This window comes from Chitinophaga sp. YIM B06452, from assembly GCF_039655965.1.
Lineage (GTDB): Bacteria > Bacteroidota > Bacteroidia > Chitinophagales > Chitinophagaceae > Chitinophaga.
Genome location: NZ_JAWLKY010000002.1, coordinates 1,205,838 through 1,230,218 on the forward strand (window position 1 = coordinate 1,205,838; position 24,381 = coordinate 1,230,218).

Genomic DNA, 24,381 nt, shown 5'->3' on the forward strand with positions numbered 1-24,381 from the left:
TGGCCGTATGGCACCTTGCGGTGTCATTCGTTCAAGTTTGTCTTTTCATTTGTCGAATGGCATCTTCGATGTCATATAAATATCCGTTGACTTTTGTTTTACCCGGTACGGGGCCGGCTGAAAACGAAGAAGGCCCGCTGTGTACAGCGAGCCTTCTTTTTAGTATGTTCAATACAAACACGGCACTGCTACACAGCGGAGAAATTGCCTGCGTGCCACCAGAGTTTGTATGTGTTGTTCATTTGCATTATGAGGGCAAATATGCAGGGTTTTATCGGAAAATGCAAATTTTATTTTCTTCATCTTACAGTACGCCTTTGGTGCTGGGTAATTGCATATTGTCCGGGTTCCGCTTCACGGCCATTTTCACGGCCTTGGCAAATGCCTTGAAGATCGCTTCTATCTTGTGGTGCTCATTCTCCCCTTCCGCCTTGATATTCAGGTTGCATTTAGCGGCGTCGGAGAAGGATTTGAAGAAGTGGAAGAACATTTCTGTAGGCATATCCCCTACTTTTTCGCGGTTGAATTTCGCATCCCACACGATCCAGTTGCGGCCGCCGAAATCAATGGCCACCTGGGCCAGGCAGTCGTCCATGGGCAGGCAGAAACCGTAGCGTTCCATCCCTTTTTTATCCGCAAGCCCCATGGCAAAGGCCTCTCCCAGCGCAATGCCGGTATCTTCGATGGTGTGATGTTCGTCTATATGCAGGTCGCCTTTGGCGCGAATGGTAAGGTCTATGCTGCCGTGGCGGGCAATCTGGTCCAGCATATGGTCAAAAAAGGCCAGCCCGGTGTGGATGTCTGCCTGCCCCGTCCCGTCCAGGTTCAGCTCGATATGGATATCGGTTTCCTTGGTGGTGCGGGTGTGTTTTACCCTGCGCAGCCCGATCTTGAGGAACTCGTAGATCTTCGCCCAGTCTGTTGTTTCCAGCACGATCACGTCTTTGAGGGATTCATCGCCTTTTACTTCAGCAGCGCCCAGGCCGGTGCCTTCGTTCAGCCAGATGGCCTTTGCGCCCAGGTTCTGGGCGAGCTTCACGTCTGTAATGCGGTCGCCGATCACGAAGGAATTGGCGAGATCGTATTCCGGGGTGAAATACTGGCTGAGCATGCCAATGCCCGGCTTGCGCGTGGGCTTGTTGTCTGCCGGCAGCGATGCGTCTATATGCTCGCGGGCAAACACGATGCCCTCGTTGGCAAACGTGCGGATGATATGGTTATGCGGCGGGTGGAAGGTATGTTCCGGGAAAGAATCCGTACCCATGCCATCCTGGTTGCTCACCAGCACCAGCTCATAATCCAGTTCCCTGGCTATTTTCCCGAGGTAGGTGAATACTTTGGGATAGAATTCAACCTTTTCGAGGCAGTCGATCTGGTACGTGGGCGGTACTTCGCGGATCATGGTACCGTCGCGGTCTATGAATAAAACCCTTTTCATATTGCGGAAATCGATTTTAAAGTGTCAAGCAATACAACATTCTCTTCAGGCGTGCCGATGGTGATACGGAGGCAGCCGGCGCAAAGCTCCACTTTGGAACGGTCGCGCACGATGATCCCCTGCGCCACCAGCTTGTTGTAAATGCCTTTCGCATCCACGGTTTTCACCAGCAGGAAATTCGCATCGCTGGGGTATACCAGCTCCACGATAGGCAGCTTCACCAGCTCAGCCTGCAATTTCTCGCGTTCTTCCACGGTCTCTTTAATCCAGCCATTCACCTGGTCTATATTCTCCAGCGCCTGCAACGCCAGCTCCTGCGAGGCCTGGTTGATGTTGTACGGCGGCTTGATCTTGTTGAACACATTGATGATGTCTTCGCTGGCAAAGGCCATCCCTACCCGCAGGGCGGCAAGGCCCCAGGCTTTGGAAAGCGTTTGCATCACCACGAGGTTCGGGTATTCCGTAAGCTCCTGTATGAAGGATTTTTGGCGGGAGAAATTGATATAAGCCTCGTCTATTACCACGATGCCGTCGAAGTTATTCAGCACGGCCTCGATGTCCTGCCGGTTGATGGCGTTGGCGGTGGGATTGTTGGGGGAGCAGATGAAAATGAGCTTTGTATTTTCATCCACCGCGCTTTCGATCGCCTCCAGGTCCAGCTGGAAATCCGGTGTGAGAGAGGCTTTGCGCACGGTCACATCGTTGATGTTGGCGCTCACTTCGTACATGCCGTAGGTGGGCGGGCATAGCACCACATTGTCGATCCCCGGGCGGCAGAAGGCGCGGTAAAGGATGTCTATCGCTTCGTCGCTGCCGTTGCCGAGAAAGATATTCTGCGGCGGCACGCCCTTGATCTCCGCCAGGCGGTATTTCACCTTCCACTGCAGCGGGTCCGGGTAGCGATGATAGGCAACAGGAAGCGGGGAGCCGAAGCTGTTCTCATTTGCATCCAGGTATACGGAGGCCTCGCCTTTAAACTCATCGCGGGCGGAGGAGTATGGCACCAATCTTTTGATATTGTCCCTTAAAATACTATCCAGGTCGAACATATGTCTACATGTTTTTAATTCTGATTGAAACTGCATTCCTGTGCGCTTCCAGTCCTTCAGCCGCCGCCATGGCCTCGATAGCCGGGGCCAGGGCTTTCAGCCCTTCGCGGGAAAGGCGCTGGAAGGTGATCTTCTTCACGAAGCTGTCCACGCTCACGCCGCTGTAAGCTGTGGCGTAGCCATTGGTGGGCAGGGTGTGGTTGGTGCCGGATGCATAATCGCCTGCGCTTTCGGGGGAATAGTTGCCGAGGAAAACGGAACCGGCGTTCACTACGCGGGCAGCCAGCGATTCATCGTTTTCACAGGCCATGATGAGGTGCTCTGGCGCATAGGCGTTGAGCATATCCATGGCTTCGTCCCGGTCTTTTACGAGCACCAGCTTGCTGTTGTCCAGTGCTTTGGCGGCCAGTTCTTTCCGGGGAAGCAGGGCCAGCTGGGCGGCAACTTCTTTTTCAACAGCCGCAATCACGGCACCGGAGGTGGTAACGAGCAGCACCTGGCTGTCTGCCCCATGCTCCGCCTGAGACAGCAAATCCGCCGCCACAAAGGCGGGCACGCAGGAATCGTCTGCAAACACGGCCACTTCCGAAGGACCGGCCGGCATGTCTATCGCTACGCCGGCGCTGTTTACCAGCTGTTTGGCGCAGGTCACATACTGGTTGCCCGGCCCGAATATCTTATACACTTTCGGCACGCTTTCCGTGCCGTAGGCCATGGCGCCGATAGCCTGCACACCGCCCACTTTGAACACCTGCGTGATGCCGGTATACCGGGCAGCCCAGAGCACCGCGGGGTGCACGGTACCGTCTTTCCCCGGGGGCGTGCAAAGCACTATTTCGCTGCAGCCGGCCAGCCTGGCGGGAATGGCCAGCATCAGGATGGTGGAGAACAACGGGGCGGTGCCGCCGGGAATATATAAACCTACTTTTTCGATGCCTACCGGTTTGCGCCAGCATTGCACGCCGGGCATGGTTTCCAGCAGCGTCACCTGCTCCACCTGCGCGCGGTGGAACATTTCAATATTGGCGGCAGCGGTGCGGATGGCGCTTTTGAGAGATTCTTCCAATATCGCGTCCGCAGCTTCAAATTCTTCTGCCGATACAAAGATCCCGTCCAGCGTTACTTTATCAAACTGAGCGGTGTAGCGGCGAAGGGCTTCGTCGCCGTTTTCTTTCACGTCGCCGAGAATGGCGGAAACGGTGTATTCCAGTTGGCGGGTATCGAAAACAGGACGTTTCAGCAGCTCGCCCCAGGTATCTTTCTCCGGGTAACGGATAATTTGCATAGCACTTTTTTTAAACAACCATTTTCTCGATCGGCACTACCAGTATGCCTTGCGCGCCGGCGGCCTTGAGGCTTTCGATAATGTCCCAGAAATCGTTTTCATTCAGCACGGAGTGAACAGAGCTCCAGCCTTCTTCCGCCAAAGGCAGCACGGTGGGGCTTTTCATGCCGGGCAGCAGGCCGATGATCTCGGGCAGCTTGTCGTTGGGCGCGTTCAGCAGCACGTATTTATTGTTCTTGGCTTTTTTCACGGCCTGTATGCGGAATTGCAGCTTGGCCAGCAATTGCTGCTGTTCGGGCGCCAGCTTGCCGTTGGATACCAGCACGGCTTCCGAGCGCAATACGGTCTCCACTTCCTTCAGCCCGTTCATGAACAGGGTGGAGCCGCTGCTCACGAGGTCGCAGATGGCGTCCGCCAAACCAATGCCGGGAGCTATTTCCACGGAACCGCTGATCTCGTGTATCTCGGCCTGTATGTTCAGCTTCTCCAGGAAATCGTTCACGATCACGGGGTAGCTGGTCGCGATGCGCTGGCCCTGGAGGTCGCGGATAGAATTGTACTGCATGGCCTTGGGCACGGCGATGGCTAAACGGCATTTACCGAAGCCGAGCTTTTCCACGGTGGTAAGCGGCCGGTTCTTTTCCAGCACTACGTTTTCGCCTACGATGCCCAGGTCTGCCACGCCGTCTTCCACGTATTGCGGAATATCGTCATCGCGGAGGAAGAACACTTCCAGGGGGAAGTTGGTGGCTTCTGTCTTGAGTTTGTTCACGCCGTTGTTGATGTCTATCCCACATTCTTTCAGCAGTTTGATAGAATCTTCGTGTAAGCGGCCGGATTTCTGAATGGCAATTCGCAGTTTCATCAGTAATTATTTGTCTTTTTTATAGGTCTGATGGGGCCTCACGGCCTCATTAGTTCATTTTTATTCTTTTACGGGCCTAATGGAACCTTCGGTTTCATCCTGGCATTTTTGACTGAAACAAAAAAGGCCTACCGTGTCCGGTAAGCCTTTGATGGTGAATATCTGTAAGGTAATACTACAGCACCCCCTGCCTACCGGTTTGGTAAGTATGGTGATGATGTGTATGTACGTTGTTGTTCATAATTGTAATCCGGTGCAAATGTAGGAACTAATTTCAAAATTCAAAACACTAGACCATTATATAGAAAATATTCATGTTTTAAGGCAATTTAATGAAAAATATTAAAAATGATTTATAAAAAGTCCGTCATTGCGAGGAGCTGCGAGAAATTTTGTGCAGGGGCGCGACGAAGCAATCTCCAAACACCGGGTATATCAATCCAGTGCAAGAGATTGCTTCGTCGCGCCCCGCTTTAGCTCTACTGCTCCTCGCAATGACGGTTTTTCGAGATTTCTATGATTTTTTCCTGCTATATTTGATACGATCGCCGTTACCTAAAACCTGACTATGGAAAAACATTTCCTCACCAACGTATTTAAAGAAGGCCTGTTCACCCTACAGGAGCTGGAACAGATCATCCCGCAGTTCCGGGAAGTGAGCTTTGCAAAGAATGATTTCCTGCTGGCCGAAGGCAAAACCGCCCAGCATTACTGGTTCATCCAGCAGGGTTATGCCCGCTCTTTCGCCGTAGATACGGAAGGGAAGGACATCAGCACCGATTTTTACACAACAGGCGATATTGTGATCGACTGGACCTCGTTTTTTCTCCGCACGCCCACGCGGGAAAATATCCAGGCGCTGACCGACTGCACCTGCTGGCAACTGGATTTTGAGACCTTCCAGCAGCTCTTCCACAGCATAGAATCCTTCAGGGAAGCGGGCCGCAAGCGGCTGGTACAAAGTTATTTCGAATTAAAGAGCCACAACATCTCCATGATCGCAGACCAGGCGAAAGACCGTTACCAGCGGCTGCTGAAGGAAAAACCACAGATATTCCAGAACGTTTCGCTCAAGCAGATCGCCACTTACCTGGGCATTACGGATACTTCGCTGAGCAGGATACGGAAAGAAATTTCCAGCGAATAACGGCCCTGTTCCCCTTTCTTGCCATATGGCAAGAGAAATCTTTTTCATTGCCTGTAGCTTTACACCATCTATTCACCCTAAACCTTTACACAATGGAAAAGCTACAGGATTTTATGCTCCTCTTCAGGTTTCAGCCCGATTTCAGCTACCGGCCCACAGACGCGGAACTGGCCGCGCAAAAACAGCAATGGGGCTCCTGGATCAGCGGCATCGCCGTACAGGCGAAGCTCGTAAGCACCAGCCAGCTTGGCTTTGACGGCAGGCAGCTGCGCGCAGACATGTCCGTGGAAGAAGGCATTCACATTACCGGCAACCAAACCCTGGGCGGTAACATGATCGTAAAGGCCGAAAGCCTGGACGATGCGCTCACCATGGCCAAAGGCTGCCCCATCCTGAAAATGGGCGGTACCGTGGAAGTAAGAAACATCCTCCCCATGTAAAATCCCGGATCATGAAAACGATATTCGATCAACCGACCCTTCACCAGCTGAAAGAAAGGATACAATCCCTTTCGCCCGACAGTACCGCATTGTGGGGCAAAATGACTGCTTACCAGATGCTGCGGCACTGCACGAAAAGCGAAGAAATGTTCCTGGGCATGAAAACGTACAAGCGCCTTTTCATCGGCCGCCTGTTCGGTCCCATGGCGCTTCGCGGCATCCTGAAAGATGAAAGCCCGATGAAAAAGAACCAGCCCACCCATCCTGAGTTCAAGATCAGCGGCAGCGGCAATTTTGAAGCGGAGAAAGAAAAATGGATCAACCTGCTGAATGCTTATGACCGCTCGGCAGTCCGCGCATTCGTTCATCCTTTTTTCGGGGAAATGACCCGCGACCAGATCGGGCAGTATGTTTTTAAGCACACCGATCATCACCTGCGGCAGTTCAATCATTAAAATTTTGTTATGCTCAGCGCATTTTTCCTCGCCATCGTGGCTGCAGCCATCCTGCTTTTTTACCTGGGCGCCGGCAGAAATGCCCGTGTACTGGCCGTTCTCACGCTATGGGCCGTGCTGGTGGCGGCCGTGTCGCTGACGGGATTTTTCCGGGACGAAAAGCTGGGGCTGCCAAAATTGATGCTGGGCGTGAACCTGCCGGCTATCTTATACGTGATCTACCTCTACCGGCGCCTGGATGCAGGTAAGCTGAGCCAGAATTACCTGCTGGCCGTTCACAGCCTCCGGGTGCCGGTGGAGATCGTGCTGTACGGGCTTTTCCTGGAGGGGAAAGTGCCACGCATCATGACCTTCGAAGGCTGGAATTTCGATATCCTCATCGGGCTGTCTGCCTTCGCGCTGCTGGCATACCGCTGGTATTCCGGCAAAGGGATCAACCGGTATTTTTACAGGATTTGGAATGCGGCAGGACTTGTTTTTCTCACCATTATCGTTACCCTGGCCATTCTTTCCGCTCCTTCCCCCATTCAGCAACTGGGCTTCGGCCAGCCCAATACCGCCGTCACCCGTTTTCCTTATATACTGCTGCCCGCGCTGGTAGTGCCGGTGGTGCTGCTGAGCCACCTGCTTGGTTTGAAAAGCACGGGCAGGAAGAACATGAAACAGGTGCTGAAAAAAAAGGGGCAGGCCGGCTGAAGGCCCGCCCCTGGCGGTTAAATGGTTAACAATGGGTTGAGACTAACTAACAAATCCAGTTTGGGAATGGCGGCTGAAATTGTTTCAGGACACAAAGCTGCGACTTGAAAAGTTCACCACCAAAACCAGCTGACCAAACCCGCGTGGGAAATGACGAATGCGGGATATCAGAAAAAACGCTCCATTTACTCCGGGATCGCCTTAATTTGCCATTTGTATGGCTTTTAAGAACATATTCAATAACAGCTGGGTAGTCAATATTCTGTTCCTGATAGTGCTGCTGGGAGTGAACCTGCTCATCAACCTGCAATATGAACCTATCAGCAATTCCAACCTTTACCTTTACCAGAGCGTGTCGCTGGTGTTTGTTTACATCATGGCCGCGCTGCACAATAAGTACGCCCTTCAGCTGCTCATCATCAAAAGGCATTACTGGAAATACTTTGGCGTGATCTGCAGCGGGCTGGCCGTGACCACCTTTGTGACCTATACCCTGCGTGTGGAGGTGTTCAAGACCGACATGGACATGCTCTGGATCGGGGATTTCGTGTTTGCCCTGGCCTGCCTGCTGATCGGCATCGGCCTCTGGTTCCTTTACCGCGGCGCCACCCTGCAAACCATGGAGCTGCGCAATTCGCTCCTGCTGAGGGAAAAAGAGCTGCAGTACCTGCAAAGCCAGCTCAACCCGCACTTTTTCTTCAACACGCTCAATAATCTTTACGGGGTAAGTCTCCGCTATCCCAACAAAACGCCCGAGCTGATCCTCAGCATTTCCGAGCTGATGCGCTACCAGCTGGAAAGCTCCCGCAAACAATTCGTGCCGCTGGAAGACGAGCTGCAATTTATCCGCAACTACGTGCACCTCGAAAGAGCACGCGTGCGGCAGCGCTGCCAGGTGAACTTCAAGAAAAAGGGCCATGAAAAAGACCTGCTCATCACCCCGCTGATCCTGATCGCTTTCGTGGAGAACGCGTTCAAATACGCCCCTTCCAGCATGAGCGCCAGCTACATCAAAGTAGAGCTGGAAATAAAGGGAGAAACGCTGCATATGAAGATCCGCAATACCGTGCCGGACAACAAACAATCCGTATCTTCGACGGGCGTGGGGTTGAATAACGTGAAACAGCGGCTGGCACTGGCTTACTCCAAGCGGCACACCCTCATTACGCATGAAGAGAACAATATCTATTATACAGAACTAATCTTAACACTGGACCGCCATGCAAACACTCCGTTGCCTGATCGTAGATGACGAACCCGGGGCGCACTACGTGCTGGAAGCTCATATTGAAAAAGTACAGGCCCTGCAAGTGGTAGGGCACTGCTACAATGCCATGGAAACCGCCAACTTCCTCCACCGCGAGAAAGTGGATGTGGTATTCCTGGACATCAATATGCCGGAGCTGAGCGGGCTGGACCTCCTGAAAACACTCAACAACAATCACCCGAAGATCATACTCACCACCGCTTACAGCGAATTTGCGCTGGAAAGTTACGAGTACGATGTGGTGGATTATATCCTCAAACCCATCAGTTTCCCGCGTTTCCTCAAAGCGGTGAACAAGATACTCCAGCAGGAAGCCCCCGTGAGCGCGCCACCCGTAGAGCCGCTGGTGCTCAAGACCGGCAGCACCCAAACCACGGTAGACCCGATGGACATCTATTACGTGCAGAGCATGGGCAACTACGTAAAAGTGTACCTCGAAAACAAATGCCTGATCGTGAACGCCACCACCGCCGAAATGGAAAAGCTGCTGCCCGACGTCCACTTCGTGCGCATACACAAATCCTACATCATCGCGGCAGACAAGGTGGAGGAATGGGGCCCGCGGCACGTGGTGGTGCTGGATGAGAGCCTGCCTGTGGGGCAAACATTCAAGATCAACCTGAACAGGCTGAAGGAAAGATAAACCTGTTTGATCTCACGGAATTTGGTGCTATTTTGTATCAAATTTATCCACGTGAAGAAAACACTTGTCTTACTGGCATTCCTGCTGCCAGTCTTTACCTATGCGCAGGATCACCAAAAACTGCTTACCCGCAGCTACTCTGAGGCACAGTTGAGCGGCATGCTCGTCAACAACCAGGACTGGGTGACCCTTCCCCCCTATTCCGACCGCGCATTCTGGGACGGCCTGCCCGCTTCCATCCGCAGCGAGCTCATCAAACGCGGGGAAGACCAGCTTAAATTCAACTGGGGCGTTGTGAAAGCCACCGATTACATGGAATTCACCCGCACGGGCGACCGCAACATTATGCAGAACCCGAACAGCGACCGTAAGGGCGCTTTACAGGCCCTTGCGCTGGCAGAACTGGTTGAAGGGAAAGGCCGGTTCACCGACCAGCTGATCAACGGCATATGGGCTGTTTGCGAGCAAAGTTCCTGGGTACTGAGCGCCCACCTTCCCGTTACCCGCGGCAAAGACCTGGTGCCGGACGTTACCAACCCGGTGATAGACCTGGGCTCGGCCGATGCGGGCGCATTGCTGGCCTGGGTACATCATTTCTTCCGCGCAAAGCTGGACGAAGTAAACCCGCTCATTGCCGCGCGCATCCGCTATGAAGTGCGCAACAAGATCCTGGCGCCTTATTACAAAAGGAATGATTTCTGGTGGCAGGGCTTCAACGACCGCCCGCAGAACAACTGGAACCCCTGGATCAACTACAACGTGATGCAGTGCATCCTGCTGCTGGAAGAAGACCCCGCTGCCCGTTCGAAGAACATCTACAAAGCCATGCAGTCCATAGACCGGTTCACAGACTGGTACCATCCTGACGGCGCCTGCGACGAAGGCCCTTCTTACTGGAGCCATGCCGGTGGCAAATATTTTGAATGCCTTGAACTGCTGCACCGCGCTACCCGCGGCAAACTCAATGTTTTCTCCCACCCGCTGATCAAAAACATAGGCCAATACATCGCCAATGTGTATATCAACGACCCGTATTTCGTCAACTTCGCGGACGCCAGCGCTAAAGGCGGCATCAACGAAGGCATGGTGTACCGCTACGGCAAAGCCATCGGCGATCCGGTGATGATGGGCTTCGGCGCGTTCTATGCACAGAAGGAAAAAATGGATGAACATCCTTCCTCCGGCACCATCGAAGCCGTGATCACAGACCTCACCACCATGAAGGAGATCATGGCCAGCCCCGCGCGTGAGCCGCTTACAGACCATGCCTGGTACCCGGACAACCAGGTGGCCATTGCGCGGGAATACCCCGGCAGCAAACAAGGTTTCTATTTTGCCGGCAAAGGCGGGCACAACGCCGAATCGCACAACCACAACGATGTGGGCACTTTCATTCTCTACTACAACGGCCTGCCCTGCCTCGTGGATGCGGGCGTGGGCACTTACGTGCGCCAGACCTTTAGCCCTGACCGGTACAAGATCTGGACCATGCAGTCCGCCTACCACAACCTGCCGCTGATCAACGGCGTGCAGCAAAAGAATGGCCGCGAGTTCAAAGCCGCATCCGCAGCGTTTTCCGCAACCGCCAAGCAGGTGAGTTTCACAGCAGACATTGCAACGGCGTACCCTGCCGAAGCCAAAGTAAGGTCCTGGAAAAGAGGGTACGCCCTGCAACGCGGCAAATCCTTCACCATCACCGACGCCTTCGTGCTGGATTCCTTCGTGGCAGCGCCTGAGCTGCACTTCCTCACCGCCTGCAAAGTGGATGCCTCCGTGCCCGGCGTGATCAAACTCACCGGCCAGAACTTCACGCTGAACATGAGCTACAACACCCGCCAGCTGGAAGCCAGCAGCGAGCACATCGACAACAAAGATCCAAGGCTGGAAAGAAGCTGGCCCGGCGGGTTGGAAAGGATCATCCTGAAAGGGAAAACGCAGGGTGTGAAAGGGGATTACAAGATCGAGATACGCAAATCATCATAAATGAAAAAGAGCCCGGCCGGGCTCTTTTTTTTATCTTATCAGTTTGTAATTTCTATAGTCGAACAGGCGTTTGCCCATTTTTTGCTCGATCCAGTAAAGCAGCTTTTTACTAAAGCTTTTGAACTTTTTCTTGTTCACATCGTGCTCAAACTCCCAGTTCCTGGCGGCGATACGGTCTTTCATTACAGCCGGATGCTTGCCGGTAAAGTGCTTCAGCGAATCGATGCCGGAGTAGTCGAACCATTCGGCTTCTATCACGTGCTTGATCTTTTCCGGGTGGTTGCCATGGTATAATTTGGCTGTATTCTTCCATTTATTCATAGCGTGCAGCAGGTCTTTCACCCATCCGTAGTGGTAGATGTAGGCGTTGACGGGCTTTACGCGCAGCTTCCTGCCGTTGATGCGGAAGCCCTGCGCGTCGTTGTAGGAGCGGATGTCTTTGAGGTTTCTCACAATGCGGATCTCCTGGTTGTACCAGGTACGTGAATCGCCGAGATAGTCGTAGCTGCCATAGAAGTGATGGTACCTGAACAGCAGGCCTTCCACCCTTTTGTCATCCTTGTGCTGCTCCATGGCCGCGCGGATGGCGTCGTAATCATTTTCATTCAGCACTTCATCAGCCTGGATATAGAAGGCCCAGGTGCTGTCGGGATTTACATGCGCGAAAGCTTTGTCTGTTTCCACCGCCAGGATGCGGCCGCCTTCTTTCAGTGAATCGTCCCAAACGGAATGGAATATTTTGATCTTGGGAGAGTTGATGGATTCGATGAGCGCAAGCGTTTCATCTTCCGAATCGCCCACGCTTACGATCACTTCGTCGCAAAGCGGGAGGATGGAACGGATAGATTCCATTACAGGATAGTCAAATTTAACAGCGTTTCGCACAAAGGTGAACCCGGATACTTTCATAAACAGTGACAGAATGTTATAGGTGGCCCTCAAAATACATTGTTCGGGGGAGAAAATATCTCTTTTTTTCGGAGCGCTATAGTAATGTGATTCAAGTATTCATTTATTGGCTTTCATCCAACCTATTCTACTTCATTATTCAATCTAATATAATATACTGATAATGAATACATCAGAATAATACCCTTATGACTGCTCTCTTATAAAACTTCTCCGGATTCCGGAGAAGTTCCCATTGTTTCGCTTCACCTTTTTAGGTGCATTTTCTTGTCTATCTATTACTATGCAAACAGAAATCTATCAAAGTCTCCTGGCCGACCTGGCGCAGGACATACGCAAAAGCCGCTACCAGGCTGCACGCGCTGTCAATGAACAGCAATTATTATTGTATTACCGTATTGGTAGAACACTGGATGAAAAAATCTTAGCCGCGGGATGGGGCGCCAAAATCCTTGACCAGATTTCGGATGATCTTCAGCGGAAGATTCCGGGACTGAAAGGGTTTAGTGCTCAGAACCTGAAGAAGATGCGGATATTTTATCAATCATACCCTGATTTACAACCATTTCTAATTGGTTCAACAGTGTTGAACCAATTAGAAAAAAATGAACTTTGTTCCAATAGCCCCACCTTTTCTCAGTACGTAAATGTGGATACGTTCTTAGAAATATTTAAAGGGCTTGGATTCTCCCTGCATTTCAGGTTACTATCAATAAAAAATCACGCGGAAAGATGGTTTTACATGACAATGGCCTACAAAAACCAATGGTCTTTCCGCATGCTGGACTTTCACATTGATTCAGGGTATTTCCAAAAACAAGGTAAGATCTCCCACAACTTCGATTTCAGCCTGCCGGAAGAAGTACGGCAGCAAACAGCCGCATCTTTCAAGGATGAGTACCTGCTCGATTTTGTCGCAACAGAACCGGGAAGCGAACGGATCCTTGAGAGCGAAGTGGTAGCCAACATTAAAAAGTTTATACTGGGACTCGGCAAAGGTTTCGCATTTATTGGCAATCAACACCGGCTTATGGTCGATGACCAGGAATTCTTCGTGGATCTGCTCTTTTATAACCGCCTGCTGCAATGCCTTGTGGCATTTGAGTTGAAAACCGGGAAGTTTCAGCCCCAGGACGCAGGACAGCTGAACTTCTATCTGAATGTGCTGGATGACACAGTACGATTGCCACATGAGCTTCCATCCATTGGGGTCGTTTTATGCAAAGAGAAAAGCAATACAGTAGTAGAATATGCCATACGGTCCATCAACAAACCAATGGGAGTAAGCACATATAAGCTAACAACAGAAGTACCCAGCTCCATGAAAGATATTCTGCCCGATCCGGAAGAACTGGCAAAATTGCTCTGATAAACCCCTCCTTTTCTCAAATACTTTATTCATTCTTCTACAAACCGCCCTCCTTCTTCTCATATTTTTTGACGGGAAAGAGACATACCTTTGTTTCGCGCATTATTTTCATCATAATTATGAAAGTCACACGTTTCACCATTGCTACACATGCCCTGGTTTGGGTATTGCTGCTGGTTGTCCCTTACGTTTCAACCGACCAGGTTTTCGATACCTTAGATCCTTCGTCCGGTAAAAAATATCTTTGGCTTTGCCTTGCTTTGAGCGCCGTATTGATCATCATCTTCTACTTCAATTACTTTTTCCTCATTCCCAGGTACCTGCTGGCCAAGAAATACTGGCTCTATTTTTCATTCCTGCTGCTGGCAATCGTCTCCGTATTCCTGCTTTCCAGCCTGATATTCTTCTATTCCGGGTTCAATCCCGGCATATTGCCCCAAACTAAGCCGGCCATTGAAAAGATATTTCCTGTTATTGTCGTGAACGCCCTCCTGTTGTGGCTCCTGTCTATCGCCTCGTCCATTTTATGGACAGCTTATAACAGGCTGAAGCAGATCGAGAATGAAAAGCTTTCCGCGCAGATCGCTTCCCTCAAATCACAGATCAATCCCCATTTCCTGTTCAATACTTTGAACAACATCTACGCAACGGCCATAGACACCTCGCCCAAAACGGCGGATATGGTGGACAAGCTCTCGGAAATGATGCGCTACACCATGAAGGATACACAGCAGGACTTCGTTTTGCTGGAAGATGAAATAACCTACATCAGCAACTTTATCGAACTGCAGAAAATACGCCTGGACAGGAGCGTGAAACTGGAATACTATATCCTGGAAAACATCCCGGATCTGCGGATCGCTCCCATGCTGCTGATCCCTTTTATCGAAAATGCCTTTAAACATGGCGTGAACTCCGAACAAAAAAGCCACATCAGGATAGAAACGGCCATGAACAAAACAGAATTCCAGCTGAGGGTGGTCAATAATAAAGTGAATGTCCAGCGGGATATTTCCGAAAGGAGCGGGTTGGGAATTGAAAACACCAAACATCGCCTGAACCTGATCTATCCTTCAAAACACCTGCTGGTTATCAATGATACAGAAAAGGAATTTTTCGTTTCTTTGTATATCAACTTACAATGATAAACGCCATTGCCATAGACGATGAACCACTAGCGCTTACAGTGATCCAATCGCTGTGCGATAAAAGCGGAAGCATCCATCTGCAGAAAACTTTCACGCAGCCCAGCGAGGCGCTGAAACATCTGCGGAAATTCCCGGCAGACCTGATCTTTTGCGACATACAAATGCCTGCCATGACCGGCATTAACCTGGTGAAGTCTTTGCAGCAAAACACCATGGTGATCTTCACTACCGCCTTCAGCGAATACGCTGTGGTCAGCTACGAGCTGAACGCCATCGATTACCTGCTGAAACCCATTAATCAAAAACGCTTCACACAGGCCATCACTAAAGCACAGGAGTACTTTGACTACATCAACAAAAAAGACCATCACGCAGATAAAAGCATCTTTATCCGGGCCGACTTCAGCCTGGTAAAGATCCCGTTAGCCGACATCCTGTACATTGAAGGGTTAGCCGATTATCTCAAAATTCATATCAAAGACCGCAAGACCATTGTAGCGAGAATGCCCATGAAAGACATGATGGAGAAGCTGCATTCAGCTGACTTCATTCGCGTGCATCGCAGTTTCATATTACCTTTCAGTAAAATTGAATCCGTCAGGGGAACGACTATTTTCATCGGCGATAAAGAGTTTCCTATTGGGAGAACTTATGCTGATGAGTTCTTCAACCGTTACTCCTCCTGAAAAGCCCCTCGTTCTTCGCATAAATCTTTCCCTTCTTCTCAAAAATTTCAGCACGTATATTTTGGACTTCATATTTGCATTGTAATCACAAAAAATGATTGTCGAATGCAAACCAGGATAATTGTATTAAGCCTCCTTCTTTCATGCTGCGCAACGCTGTTACAGGCACAATCAAAATATACCGTAAGCGGCACGGTGAAACAGGGTTCTTCAGGCGAAACACTCATAGGCGTAACGGTGGTTGTGGTGGAAAAACCAACCATAGGGGTCATTACCAATGAATATGGTTTTTACTCCATCTCGCTTCCCAAGGGCAACTATACTTTGCGCTTTTCTTATGTCGGGTACAAGCAGGAACTGGTTCCCGTTAAACTGGAAGCGAATGCCACTGTAAACATTAACATGTCTGACAAAAGCAGTTTGCAGGAAGTGGTGATCACCTCCAAAAAAGATAACGACAACATCACAAAAGCTACCATGGGTACGGAAGTACTGGACATGAAAATGGCTGCGAAACTGCCGGTGGTATTTGGTGAAAAAGACCTGGTAAAGACCATTCAACTGATGCCCGGCGTAAAATCCAACGGCGAAGGGAGTAACGGTTTTTCCGTAAGAGGCGGTGCTACCGACCAAAACCTGATATTATTGGACGAAGCGCCGGTATACAACGCATCGCACCTGCTCGGCATGTTCAGTACTTTCAACAGCGACGCCATCAAAGACGCCACTATCATCAAAGGCAATAGCCCCGCGCAGTTCGGCGGCCGCCTTTCATCAGTACTGGACGTCAAAATGAAAGAAGGCAATAACAGGAACTACCAGGTAAGCGGCGGCATCGGCCTGATCAGCAGCAGGCTGACAGTGGAAGGCCCCATTCAAAAAGAAAAATCATCGTTCATCATTTCCGGCAGGCGCACCTATGCCGACCTGTTTGCAAGGCTTTCTGATGATATGAAGGATGTGAAACTATACTTCTACGACCTGAATGCCAAGGCCAACCTGGCCATTAACAGTAAGAACAAGCTTTATTTCTCCGGCTATTTCGGAAAAGATGTATTAGGCGTATCCAAAACATTCGGCAGCAATTGGGGAAACACCACGGCTACGTTAAGATGGAACAGCATATTGAACAGCCGCCTATTCTCCAATACTTCTTTCATTTACAGCAATTATGATTTTAATGTCCATTTTGAAACTGATGGCAGCAGGACCAATTTCAATTCCCACATCAAAGACCTGAACCTGAAGCAGGATTTCACCTATTATCTAAACACCAAAAACACGATACGCCTTGGCTTTAACGTGATGCATCACACCATCACCCCTACAAGAGCAGGAGGAACGGGTATTGTAAGCGATAAAAAAAGCCGTAAAGGATTAGAGAGTGCCATATATGCAAGCAATTCCTGGAAAGTGTCCGAAAAGATCAATGTGGACTATGGATTGCGGTTTTCTTTTTACAATGTGCTGGGAGGCGATACTTACAATATCTACCGGCACAATGAACTGGTTGATTCGGTAAAATTAGCAGCCGGGAAAACCGGGAAGACCTATTACAACCTGGAACCAAGAATATCCATGAGTTACGGGCTAAGCAGCACCACAAGCCTGAAGATCGGTTATGCCCGAAATACCCAGAACCTGCACATGATGAGCAACTCCACCGGCGGCAGCCCCACCGACCAATGGATCGGGAACAGCTACAATATAAAGCCGGAGATAGCCGACCAGGTGAGCCTGGGGTTCAGCAAGAACCTTTATGGTAATGCCTTTGAATTGAACACGGAAGTTTACTATAAATCCATGCAAAACCAGATAGATTATAGGGACGGGGTTGACCTGAACACCGCTCCTGATATAGAAAAAGAATTGCTTTTCGGCAAAGGCAGGGCTTATGGCCTGGAGATCTTATTGAAAAAGAAAACCGGGAAGCTCACAGGATGGCTCGGCTACACCCTTTCCAAAACAGAAAGGCAAATAAACGGCATCAACAACGGGGAATGGTACAATGCCAAGCAGGACCGTACGCACGACCTGTCACTCGTAGGCGTTTACACCCTTACGCCCCGATGGACCTTGTCCGGCACATTTATTTACACTACCGGCAATGCCGTTACGTTCCCCACGGGTAAATATGTTTTGAATGACATGGTGATGTACCAGTATGGCAAACGAAATGCCGACAGGATGCCCGCCACTCACAGGCTGGACATCAGCGCCACTTACGAAAGGCCGTCCAAACGGAGGTTCCAGGGATCATGGAATTTTGGGTTGTACAATGTATACGGCCGCCTTAATCCATACAGCATAACCTTCAAAGAAAACAAGGAGAACCCGCAAAAAATAGATGCAGTGCAAACCTCGCTCTTCCAATGGGTGCCCAGCATAACCTATAATTTCAAATTCTAAACAAGTACGATGAAAAATATTGTCAGCATAATATTCGCCGCAATGCTTCTTGCGAGCTGTGAAAAAACAGTGACCCTGGATTACAAAAGCAATCAATCCCGGATCGTGATCGAAGGCAACATCACAAATGAAGCCGGGCCGTATTTTGTAAAGATCACTAAATCCATCAGCCTGCCGGAAACAGGAAAGTATCCGACAATTGATAATGCAACAGTTACCATCAGCGACGATGCCGGGAACAGTGAGACCCTTACCCCGAAAGGAAATGGAACATACAGCACCAGTACTCTACAGGGAGCTCAGGGCAGAACGTATACGCTGACCGTGCAGGCGGAAAACCAAACATATACCGCACAAAGCATCATGCCGCAAAGGGTGCCGTTCGACTCCATTAAGCTGGAGAAACTTACCGTTACCGGCGAAACCGAATACAACCTGATACCTGTATACAAAGACCCTGCCGCCATAGGCAATAACTACCGGTTTGTGCTGTCGTTAAACGATAAACTCGTCAACCAGCACCTGGTACAAAATGATGTGATAAGGAACGGGGTGGTAAACACCGACCGGCTGGAAATAAATGACGATGACCTGGAGTTTAAAGCGGGAGACCTGATAAAAATAAACATGCAATGTATAGATAAAAAAGTGGCGCTCTTTTACAAAACATTAGCGCTGATAAGCGACAGCGGCCCCGGCGGCGGAACTACGCCGAACAATCCGCCAGGCAACATTTCCAACGGGGCTTTAGGCATATTTTCAGCTCATACATCAGAAACAAAAAGTATTACGCTGCACTAACAGCAATCGCCTATCTATATGCTTATACATTCTTTTCAGAACGCGTATTGACTCCTTAGAGTAAACAGTAAGTAGGTAACGGCAGGCCGGGGCATTACTGCCCTGGCCCTTTTTTTAAAATAATCATCTGCACAGCTATACCCATCAAAAAAGCCCCGCCGGAAATGGCGGGGCTTTCAAAAAAATAAAGAGAGCGATCTACTTCGCAGGCTCATTCACCACTATATCTTCCGGTTTAATATTTTTCCCTTTTACCACGTCCTGCATAAAGGCGTCGATCTTGTCGAATTCGCGGAACATAAAGCCGGCCACTTCATGCCCCCTGCCCGCGTACGTATACAGAACGGCCGGTTTGTTCCATTGGCGGGCCTGTTCCAGGATGGTCTTCCCGCCGAACATCATCAGCCAGCCATCGTTGTTGGCGCGGCAAAAGCGGTGAGCCGCCGTGCCGTAAGGCACCAGCTGGTCTTTCGTGCCATGCATCAGCAGCATGGGCACCCAGTTGTCCTGCTTCAGCGTATTGATATCTATGAGAGCGCCGGCAAACACCAGCGCGCCTTTGAAGCGGGGCGTGGCGAAATAATCGTAGCGCGCTTTGTCTGCCGTGGCCCAGGGATTATACATCAGCTGGAGGATCGTTTCAGCGCCTGCGCTGCTTCCTGAAATAAAGAACTTCGACGTATCGACGCCAAGCGTGGACGCGTTGGTGAGGATATACTTCGCGGCATCGGCGGCGTCTTCCACCGCTGTGCTGATAGCCTTGAGCTTCACCGGCGTAGCGGTGTTGCAGCCAAAATCGCCGCCTTTCAGGTAGAGGCGGTAAGAGATCACGAACACATTGTATCCTCTTTTGCGCATGCCTTCCGCGAAAGGCTTCTGGTTCACCGGGCTGCCGCCGGTAAATGCACCGCCGTGCACGAACATGATGCTCATACCGTTGGGCTTTGCGGCGGGCTCGTAATGATCCATGTAAAGGGTGTCGCTGCCCTTAACTGCATAAGTGATCTTTTCCTGGGCCTGCGTGATGCAGGGAAAAAGCATTAATACAAATATCCATCTCATGATTGTGGTTGTTGTGATCCGCCTAAATTAAACAATTACGGCCTGGGAATGAAAAGATGGCTTTTTTTCCAGCGTTTGCCACACCTGGTAAAGGGCGCGGGGTACGTGGAAGCAGCCTTTCCATTTACCGCCTTTCAGTGGCAGCAAAGGCTGGCCCTGCCGGTTGAGGTAGCCGAACCATTCGGGATATTCCTTGTCTTTGAAATGCTCCCAGGTATAGGTATGCACTTTATCAAACCAGGTTCTACAGGCTTCGTTACCGGTAAGCTGCCAGCCTTTGGCCAGGAACACCAGCGTTTCAAGATGCACCCACCAGAGCTTCTGGTCCCATTCCAGTTGCTGCTGGGGATGATTGTGCAGGTCCATGAAATAGAAGATACCGCCATACTGCTGGTCCCAGCCATATTCCAGCATTTTCAGGCCAATGTTGCAGGCTTTCTGCGCCAGCGCGGGATCGTTGAGGCGAAGGGCCAGGTCCATGATGAACCACATGGCTTCTATGGCATGCCCGGGATTGAGAAGGCGGCCTTCAAAACTATCTGAAAAGCTGCCGTCTGCCAATACATTCTCCAATACGAGGCCCGTTTCTTTATGGTAAAAAACGTCCATCACCTCGCCGAGCACTTCGGGGATAAATTCGTTCACTTTTTCGCTGCCAAGGATGTGCTCCAGCTCCAGCGAAAGGTTGCAAAGGATCATCGGCAGCGCGAAGTTCTTCAGGCTGCGGGTTCCCGGCACATTCTTGGTGTATTTCCCCTTCGGGTCGTTCCTGCGGCGGAGTATGTTTTCGAAAGTGTCTTTGGCAATGGTATGGTAAACAGGGTTCTCCTCTATCTTGTATAAAGCGCCAAACCCCATGGCGGCAAAGCAATCGGAGAAAATATTATAAGGCTGGATAAGCGGCCTGCCTTCGCGGGTAGTGGAAAAATACCAGTTGCCCTCCGCATCGCGGCCGTGCTGTTCCATAAATTTTGCGCCGAGCAGCGCCATATCCTTCCACTCCCTGCGCGGCTCCACTTTGTCGTACAGCATGGAAAACATCCATACTTCGCGGCCCTGCAGCCACATGAATTTGTCGGTATCAAATACCTTACCCTGCCGGTCCAGGCAGGTGAAGAAGCCGCCGTTCTCTTCATCGCGCGAATGAGCGGTCCAGAACGGCAGTACGTTGTCCAATAATTCCCGTTTATATTGTTCGGCTATTTGTTTCATTGAATCTGGATGGCTCATTTTAATCCGGCTATGTATTCCTTGTATCGGTTATATAAATGCCCGGCCTGCAGGTAGGCAGACTGCGGGCTCATGAAATGTGAGAATTCAAAAGTGATGGCTTTGTCGTACCCCGCAAGACGCGCGGCTTCCAGCTTGAGCCGCAGCTTTTCGAACTTGATGGGCAGGAACTTGATGGGCATGTCGCGGTCGAAGGATTCCGCGTTGGTCCAGCATTGCATGCCGAACTTATCCGCCATCTTTTTATTGACAGCGAAAAACTCCGGCAACTCATGGTAATCGATATGCCCGTCCTGGAAAGCAACGGCATCCACGGCGCCGCGTACGCCTTCAAATATTTCGCTCCACTCCTTTTCGTGTTCCTGTACGGAAACGGCATCTTCTTTCGTAAGGCCCGCGGAAGCAGCCATCACGGCCTTTTTTCCGTCTATCCATGGGGAAATGAAAGTAGGAAGCCCACCGCTCACTGCCTTGCACTGGTTGCCCAGCGTGGAAAAGGCTTTCACCGCGCCCTTCGTTCCGCGGCTGATCTCCATGCTGAGGTACCAGCCGCGGAAACTTTTATAGTGACCGTATTGCCGCCATACTTCGTCTATCACGTATCGGTTGACGTCTATTTCGTGCTGCATATTGCCGCTGTCCCAATACACGCCGCTGTCGTAGAGGCCGAACCAGAACTGCATGCCGTGTTTGTCTGCCAGCTCGAGGTACATCTTCACCAGGTCCACCGGCGGCTCATAGCAGCCGAACTGCTTTTGCAGGTATGCGGAAGGATAGGTGAGAAACCGCCGGTAGCCGCTTCTGATAAGGATCACCGTGTCGATGCCGATGGCTTTCATATGCCCGAAATCGCGGTCCCACTCTTCCCTGCCCCAGTTCTGGTGGGGTATATCGTGACTGATCTCGTCCAGGAAAGTTCCGGTTATTTTCATACTGCAATTGTTTTTTTGTTTTTTACCAGCTCACCCAATCTATATTACAGGTATTTTTTGCTTTGCAAATAATGGACCCATGCAAAATAGGCACCTGTTTTCAGGTGCAGCCCGTCCGGCGTCTCTTCTTTTTTCAGCTGGCCTGAAGGGCCGGCAAATACATCATGCAGGTTCACGTACGTGCAGCCTTTCTCTTCGGCAATCCTTTGCAGGGCCTTGTTCAGCAAAGCCACATTGGCATTGGTCACCTTTTTGAAACCTTCAACCAGGATCGTGTCATTCACCGGGAGCACGCTCTGGAGGTAGATCTTCGTTTTAGGTGAACCGGCTTTCAGCATATCGGTGATCCGTTCGTAATTGCGGACGATTACTTCTACCGGCGTGCCGCGTTTCAGGTCATTCACACCAATCAGCATGAAAACCTTTGCAGGTTTACCGGCGATGATCTGCGGCAAACGGGCCAGCACGCCGAAGGTAACGTCGCCGCTGATGCCGCGGTTCTGTACAGGCCGGCCCGGCAGGATCTCGTTCCATCTGCCTGCTTCGGTAATGCTGTTGCCCAGGAAAACGATAGCTTTCTTCTGTGCCGGGAGTTTGGCAAACAGCGCCATCCTTTCTTTGTAATGGCTGTTATTGTAAGAGCTGTCCACCTGCTGTGCACCTGCTTTTGCAGTGACCAGAAGCGTCAATGCCGTCAATATGAACGATTGTTTCATGCTGCCTGTTTTTGATATTTTTCGTCTACATCTTTCAAACGGTTCCACCAGTTTTTCTTCAGCAGCCAGGTAGTGGCGATGAAGATGATGGTCCAGCCTAGCAATTGGTAGTTTTCACGGATCATAAAATAAACCGGTATCACCACCTGTGCCATCTGCCATACAATACCGGTAAGAATGTTGAACATATCGCGTTTGAAGTCCCTGTTCGGCACAAAGCCCGGATCTTCCGCCTGCACTTCTTTTTTGATCGGCCCCCAGAAGCCCCAGGGATTCGTTTGTTTATAAAACGTTTTCACGGCCTCGCGGTTTACCAGCGGCGAGAGGTAAGTGCCCAGGATGCAGCCGCCGAAGGAGAACAGCAGGATGATGGGAAACACGTAGATGTCCACGATCTCCGGGAAGAAAAACAGCTTGATGGTGCTGCCGATGAGGCCGAACAGCATGCCGTAGAAATAACCGTAGCCGGTGAAGCGCCACCAGATCCATTTCAGGAAGTTGGCCGCCGCATAGCCGCCATACAGCGCCGAGGTGATCCAAAGCGTGAGCTTATTCAGCGAAGCGCCCATAAAGCCGAACAGGATACCGATGAACACGAGCACCATCGAAGAAATAATGCTCATGCGGATCAGCTTTTCGTTGGAGCTGCCAGGGTTGATATATTTTTTATAAATATCGTTTACGATATAGGCCGGCGCCGCGTTCACAAAAGCGGAAAACGTTCCCATGAACGAGGCCAGCAAACCCGCCAGCAGTAGACCTTTGAATCCTGCCGGCACAAATTTGGCAATGGCCAGCGGCGCGATCTTTTCAAAATCGATATTACCGCCCTGCGCGCCCAGCTCCGTTTGCATATACACCAGCGCCAGCACGGCGAACGCCGCCACCATAAGGTAACGGGGTATGTACATCACCCAGATGGTCGTGAAGCTCATTTTAGCCGCATCGCCGGGTGTGCGGGTGCTCAGCACGCGCTGCATATCATAACTCGGCACAGGCCCGGCAATCGACGCAAAGATGCCTTTGAACAGCATCATCATGATCAGTATACCAAACAATCCGAACCCGTCGCCGGCGATCTTTTCATTTACGCCGGGGAAAGGCGTGCCCGCCCAGTCCAGCCCCAGGTTCCAGCCGAAAGACAGGTCTGTCCAGCCGGAAGGGATAGCAGCCTGCACCTGCTCCGCCGTCACCGACGTGTAAGCGATATACCCGATCACGAAGCAGCTGATGGTCATGATCACGAACTGCATCACTTCGGTGGCTACCACGCTATACATCCCGCCTTTGATGGTGTATAGCGTGGTAAGGATACAAAGGATAAGCGCATAGCTCCTTTCCGACGACAAATGCAGCGAACCGATCTGCACCGCAAGGTCCCAGGGGAGAATGGAAGTACAGAACTTGCCGATGCCTTCAAAGAAATAAGCGATGAACCCGATCACGCTAACGATTGCAAAAATGACGATGATGATATGCGAAAGCCGCGCGCCTTTCCCGTCGCCAAAGCGGAAAGTGATCCACTGCGCGCCGGTCATTACGTTGGAGCGGCGCATCCAGATGGCGAGATATACGAACACGAATACCTGGTTCCATACCGGCCACAGCCATGGAATGAAAGCGCTCTTCAGGCCGTAGATGAACAGGATGCTCACCGTCCACATGGTGCCGGAAATATCGAACATCCCGGACGCATTGCTGAGGCCCAGCATGTACCACTTCATTTTATTACCGCCCAGGAAGTAACTCTGCAGGTCTTTGGAAGCCTTTTTGGCTATGTAAAAACCGAGGAACAGGATGGCTATCATGTAGCCGACGATGATCCCTATGTCCAGTACGCTTAATGACATC

General features: G+C 50.8%; 22 protein-coding genes. 12 read left to right on the forward strand and 10 right to left on the reverse strand.

Annotated features, from left to right (window positions below):
• Window positions 1–304 precede the first annotated feature (304 nt).
• Genes hisB through hisG form a run of 4 tightly spaced genes read right to left on the reverse strand, consistent with a single transcriptional unit; the run spans window position 305 to window position 4,637 of the window.
• Window positions 305–1,438, reverse strand: coding sequence for a bifunctional histidinol-phosphatase/imidazoleglycerol-phosphate dehydratase HisB (gene hisB / locus R3I13_RS14665; RefSeq protein ID WP_346318717.1), 1,134 nt, complete (start codon window positions 1,436–1,438; stop codon window positions 305–307).
• Window positions 1,435–2,487, reverse strand: coding sequence for a histidinol-phosphate transaminase (gene hisC / locus R3I13_RS14670; protein ID WP_346318718.1), 1,053 nt, complete (start codon window positions 2,485–2,487; stop codon window positions 1,435–1,437). The genes hisB and hisC overlap by 4 nt, the downstream gene beginning before the upstream one ends.
• A gap of 4 nt (window positions 2,488–2,491) precedes the next feature.
• Window positions 2,492–3,772, reverse strand: a complete 1,281-nt coding sequence (gene hisD, locus R3I13_RS14675) for a histidinol dehydrogenase (protein WP_346318719.1) — start codon at window positions 3,770–3,772, stop codon at window positions 2,492–2,494.
• A gap of 10 nt (window positions 3,773–3,782) precedes the next feature.
• The gene (hisG, locus tag R3I13_RS14680; protein ID WP_346318720.1) at window positions 3,783–4,637 is read right to left on the reverse strand and encodes an ATP phosphoribosyltransferase; all 855 of its coding nucleotides are present in this window, start codon (window positions 4,635–4,637) and stop codon (window positions 3,783–3,785) included.
• A 568-nt stretch (window positions 4,638–5,205) separates the two neighbouring features.
• Here hisG and R3I13_RS14685 point away from each other — a divergent pair.
• The 7 genes from R3I13_RS14685 (at window position 5,206) to R3I13_RS14715 (ending at window position 11,268) form a co-directional block, all read left to right on the forward strand.
• A complete protein-coding gene (locus R3I13_RS14685; protein WP_346318721.1) occupies window positions 5,206–5,784 on the forward strand; it encodes a Crp/Fnr family transcriptional regulator in 579 nt (192 codons plus the stop codon).
• Between the two features lie 92 nt (window positions 5,785–5,876).
• Complete coding sequence (locus R3I13_RS14690; RefSeq protein WP_346318722.1) at window positions 5,877–6,224, forward strand: YciI family protein; 348 nt, start codon at window positions 5,877–5,879, stop codon at window positions 6,222–6,224.
• Window positions 6,225–6,235: 11 nt separating this feature from the next.
• Window positions 6,236–6,679, forward strand: coding sequence for a DUF1569 domain-containing protein (locus R3I13_RS14695; protein ID WP_346318723.1), 444 nt, complete (start codon window positions 6,236–6,238; stop codon window positions 6,677–6,679).
• Window positions 6,680–6,688: 9 nt separating this feature from the next.
• Window positions 6,689–7,375, forward strand: a complete 687-nt coding sequence (locus R3I13_RS14700) for a hypothetical protein (protein WP_346318724.1) — start codon at window positions 6,689–6,691, stop codon at window positions 7,373–7,375.
• Between the two features lie 217 nt (window positions 7,376–7,592).
• On the forward strand, window positions 7,593–8,627 hold the full coding sequence (locus R3I13_RS14705; protein WP_346318725.1) for a histidine kinase: 1,035 nt from the start codon (window positions 7,593–7,595) through the stop codon (window positions 8,625–8,627).
• Window positions 8,596–9,285 (forward strand): response regulator transcription factor, encoded by a 690-nt coding sequence (locus R3I13_RS14710; protein WP_346318726.1) that lies wholly within the window; start codon window positions 8,596–8,598, stop codon window positions 9,283–9,285. The genes R3I13_RS14705 and R3I13_RS14710 overlap by 32 nt, the downstream gene beginning before the upstream one ends.
• Window positions 9,286–9,336: 51 nt before the next feature.
• Window positions 9,337–11,268, forward strand: a complete 1,932-nt coding sequence (locus R3I13_RS14715; RefSeq protein ID WP_346318727.1) for a heparinase II/III family protein — start codon at window positions 9,337–9,339, stop codon at window positions 11,266–11,268.
• Window positions 11,269–11,298: 30 nt separating this feature from the next.
• Here R3I13_RS14715 and R3I13_RS14720 read toward each other — a convergent pair whose 3' ends face one another.
• Window positions 11,299–12,120 (reverse strand): glycosyltransferase family 2 protein, encoded by an 822-nt coding sequence (locus R3I13_RS14720; RefSeq protein WP_346318728.1) that lies wholly within the window; start codon window positions 12,118–12,120, stop codon window positions 11,299–11,301.
• Between the two features lie 340 nt (window positions 12,121–12,460).
• Here R3I13_RS14720 and R3I13_RS14725 point away from each other — a divergent pair, with 340 nt between their 5' ends.
• From R3I13_RS14725 to R3I13_RS14745, 5 genes are all read left to right on the forward strand, one after another.
• Window positions 12,461–13,546 carry a PDDEXK nuclease domain-containing protein gene (locus R3I13_RS14725; protein WP_346318729.1) on the forward strand — a complete coding sequence of 362 codons (1,086 nt, stop codon included), beginning with the start codon at window positions 12,461–12,463 and terminating at the stop codon, window positions 13,544–13,546.
• A gap of 119 nt (window positions 13,547–13,665) precedes the next feature.
• On the forward strand, window positions 13,666–14,691 hold the full coding sequence (locus tag R3I13_RS14730; RefSeq protein WP_346318730.1) for a histidine kinase: 1,026 nt from the start codon (window positions 13,666–13,668) through the stop codon (window positions 14,689–14,691).
• On the forward strand, window positions 14,688–15,380 hold the full coding sequence (locus tag R3I13_RS14735) for a LytTR family DNA-binding domain-containing protein (RefSeq protein WP_346318731.1): 693 nt from the start codon (window positions 14,688–14,690) through the stop codon (window positions 15,378–15,380). The genes R3I13_RS14730 and R3I13_RS14735 overlap by 4 nt, the downstream gene beginning before the upstream one ends.
• A 105-nt stretch (window positions 15,381–15,485) precedes the next feature.
• On the forward strand, window positions 15,486–17,789 hold the full coding sequence (locus tag R3I13_RS14740) for a TonB-dependent receptor (RefSeq protein WP_346318732.1): 2,304 nt from the start codon (window positions 15,486–15,488) through the stop codon (window positions 17,787–17,789).
• A 9-nt stretch (window positions 17,790–17,798) separates the two neighbouring features.
• A complete protein-coding gene (locus tag R3I13_RS14745) occupies window positions 17,799–18,590 on the forward strand; it encodes a DUF4249 domain-containing protein (protein WP_346318733.1) in 792 nt (263 codons plus the stop codon).
• Window positions 18,591–18,788: 198 nt separating this feature from the next.
• On the opposite strand, the gene R3I13_RS14750 is transcribed toward R3I13_RS14745, so the two are convergent.
• From R3I13_RS14750 to R3I13_RS14770, 5 genes are read right to left on the reverse strand one after another with little or no spacing between them, the layout of a single operon-like run.
• Window positions 18,789–19,652: an alpha/beta hydrolase gene (locus R3I13_RS14750; RefSeq protein ID WP_346318734.1), complete on the reverse strand. Its 864-nt coding sequence runs from the start codon at window positions 19,650–19,652 to the stop codon at window positions 18,789–18,791.
• Between the two features lie 27 nt (window positions 19,653–19,679).
• Window positions 19,680–20,864: an AGE family epimerase/isomerase gene (locus R3I13_RS14755; protein WP_346318735.1), complete on the reverse strand. Its 1,185-nt coding sequence runs from the start codon at window positions 20,862–20,864 to the stop codon at window positions 19,680–19,682.
• Between the two features lie 14 nt (window positions 20,865–20,878).
• Window positions 20,879–21,814 (reverse strand): DUF4434 domain-containing protein, encoded by a 936-nt coding sequence (locus R3I13_RS14760; protein WP_346318736.1) that lies wholly within the window; start codon window positions 21,812–21,814, stop codon window positions 20,879–20,881.
• A 44-nt stretch (window positions 21,815–21,858) separates the two neighbouring features.
• Window positions 21,859–22,530, reverse strand: coding sequence for a GDSL-type esterase/lipase family protein (locus tag R3I13_RS14765; RefSeq protein ID WP_346318737.1), 672 nt, complete (start codon window positions 22,528–22,530; stop codon window positions 21,859–21,861).
• Window positions 22,527–24,380, reverse strand: a complete 1,854-nt coding sequence (locus tag R3I13_RS14770; RefSeq protein ID WP_346318738.1) for a sodium:solute symporter family protein — start codon at window positions 24,378–24,380, stop codon at window positions 22,527–22,529. Before R3I13_RS14770 ends, R3I13_RS14765 begins: the two co-directional genes overlap by 4 nt.
• Window position 24,381 lies beyond the last annotated feature (1 nt).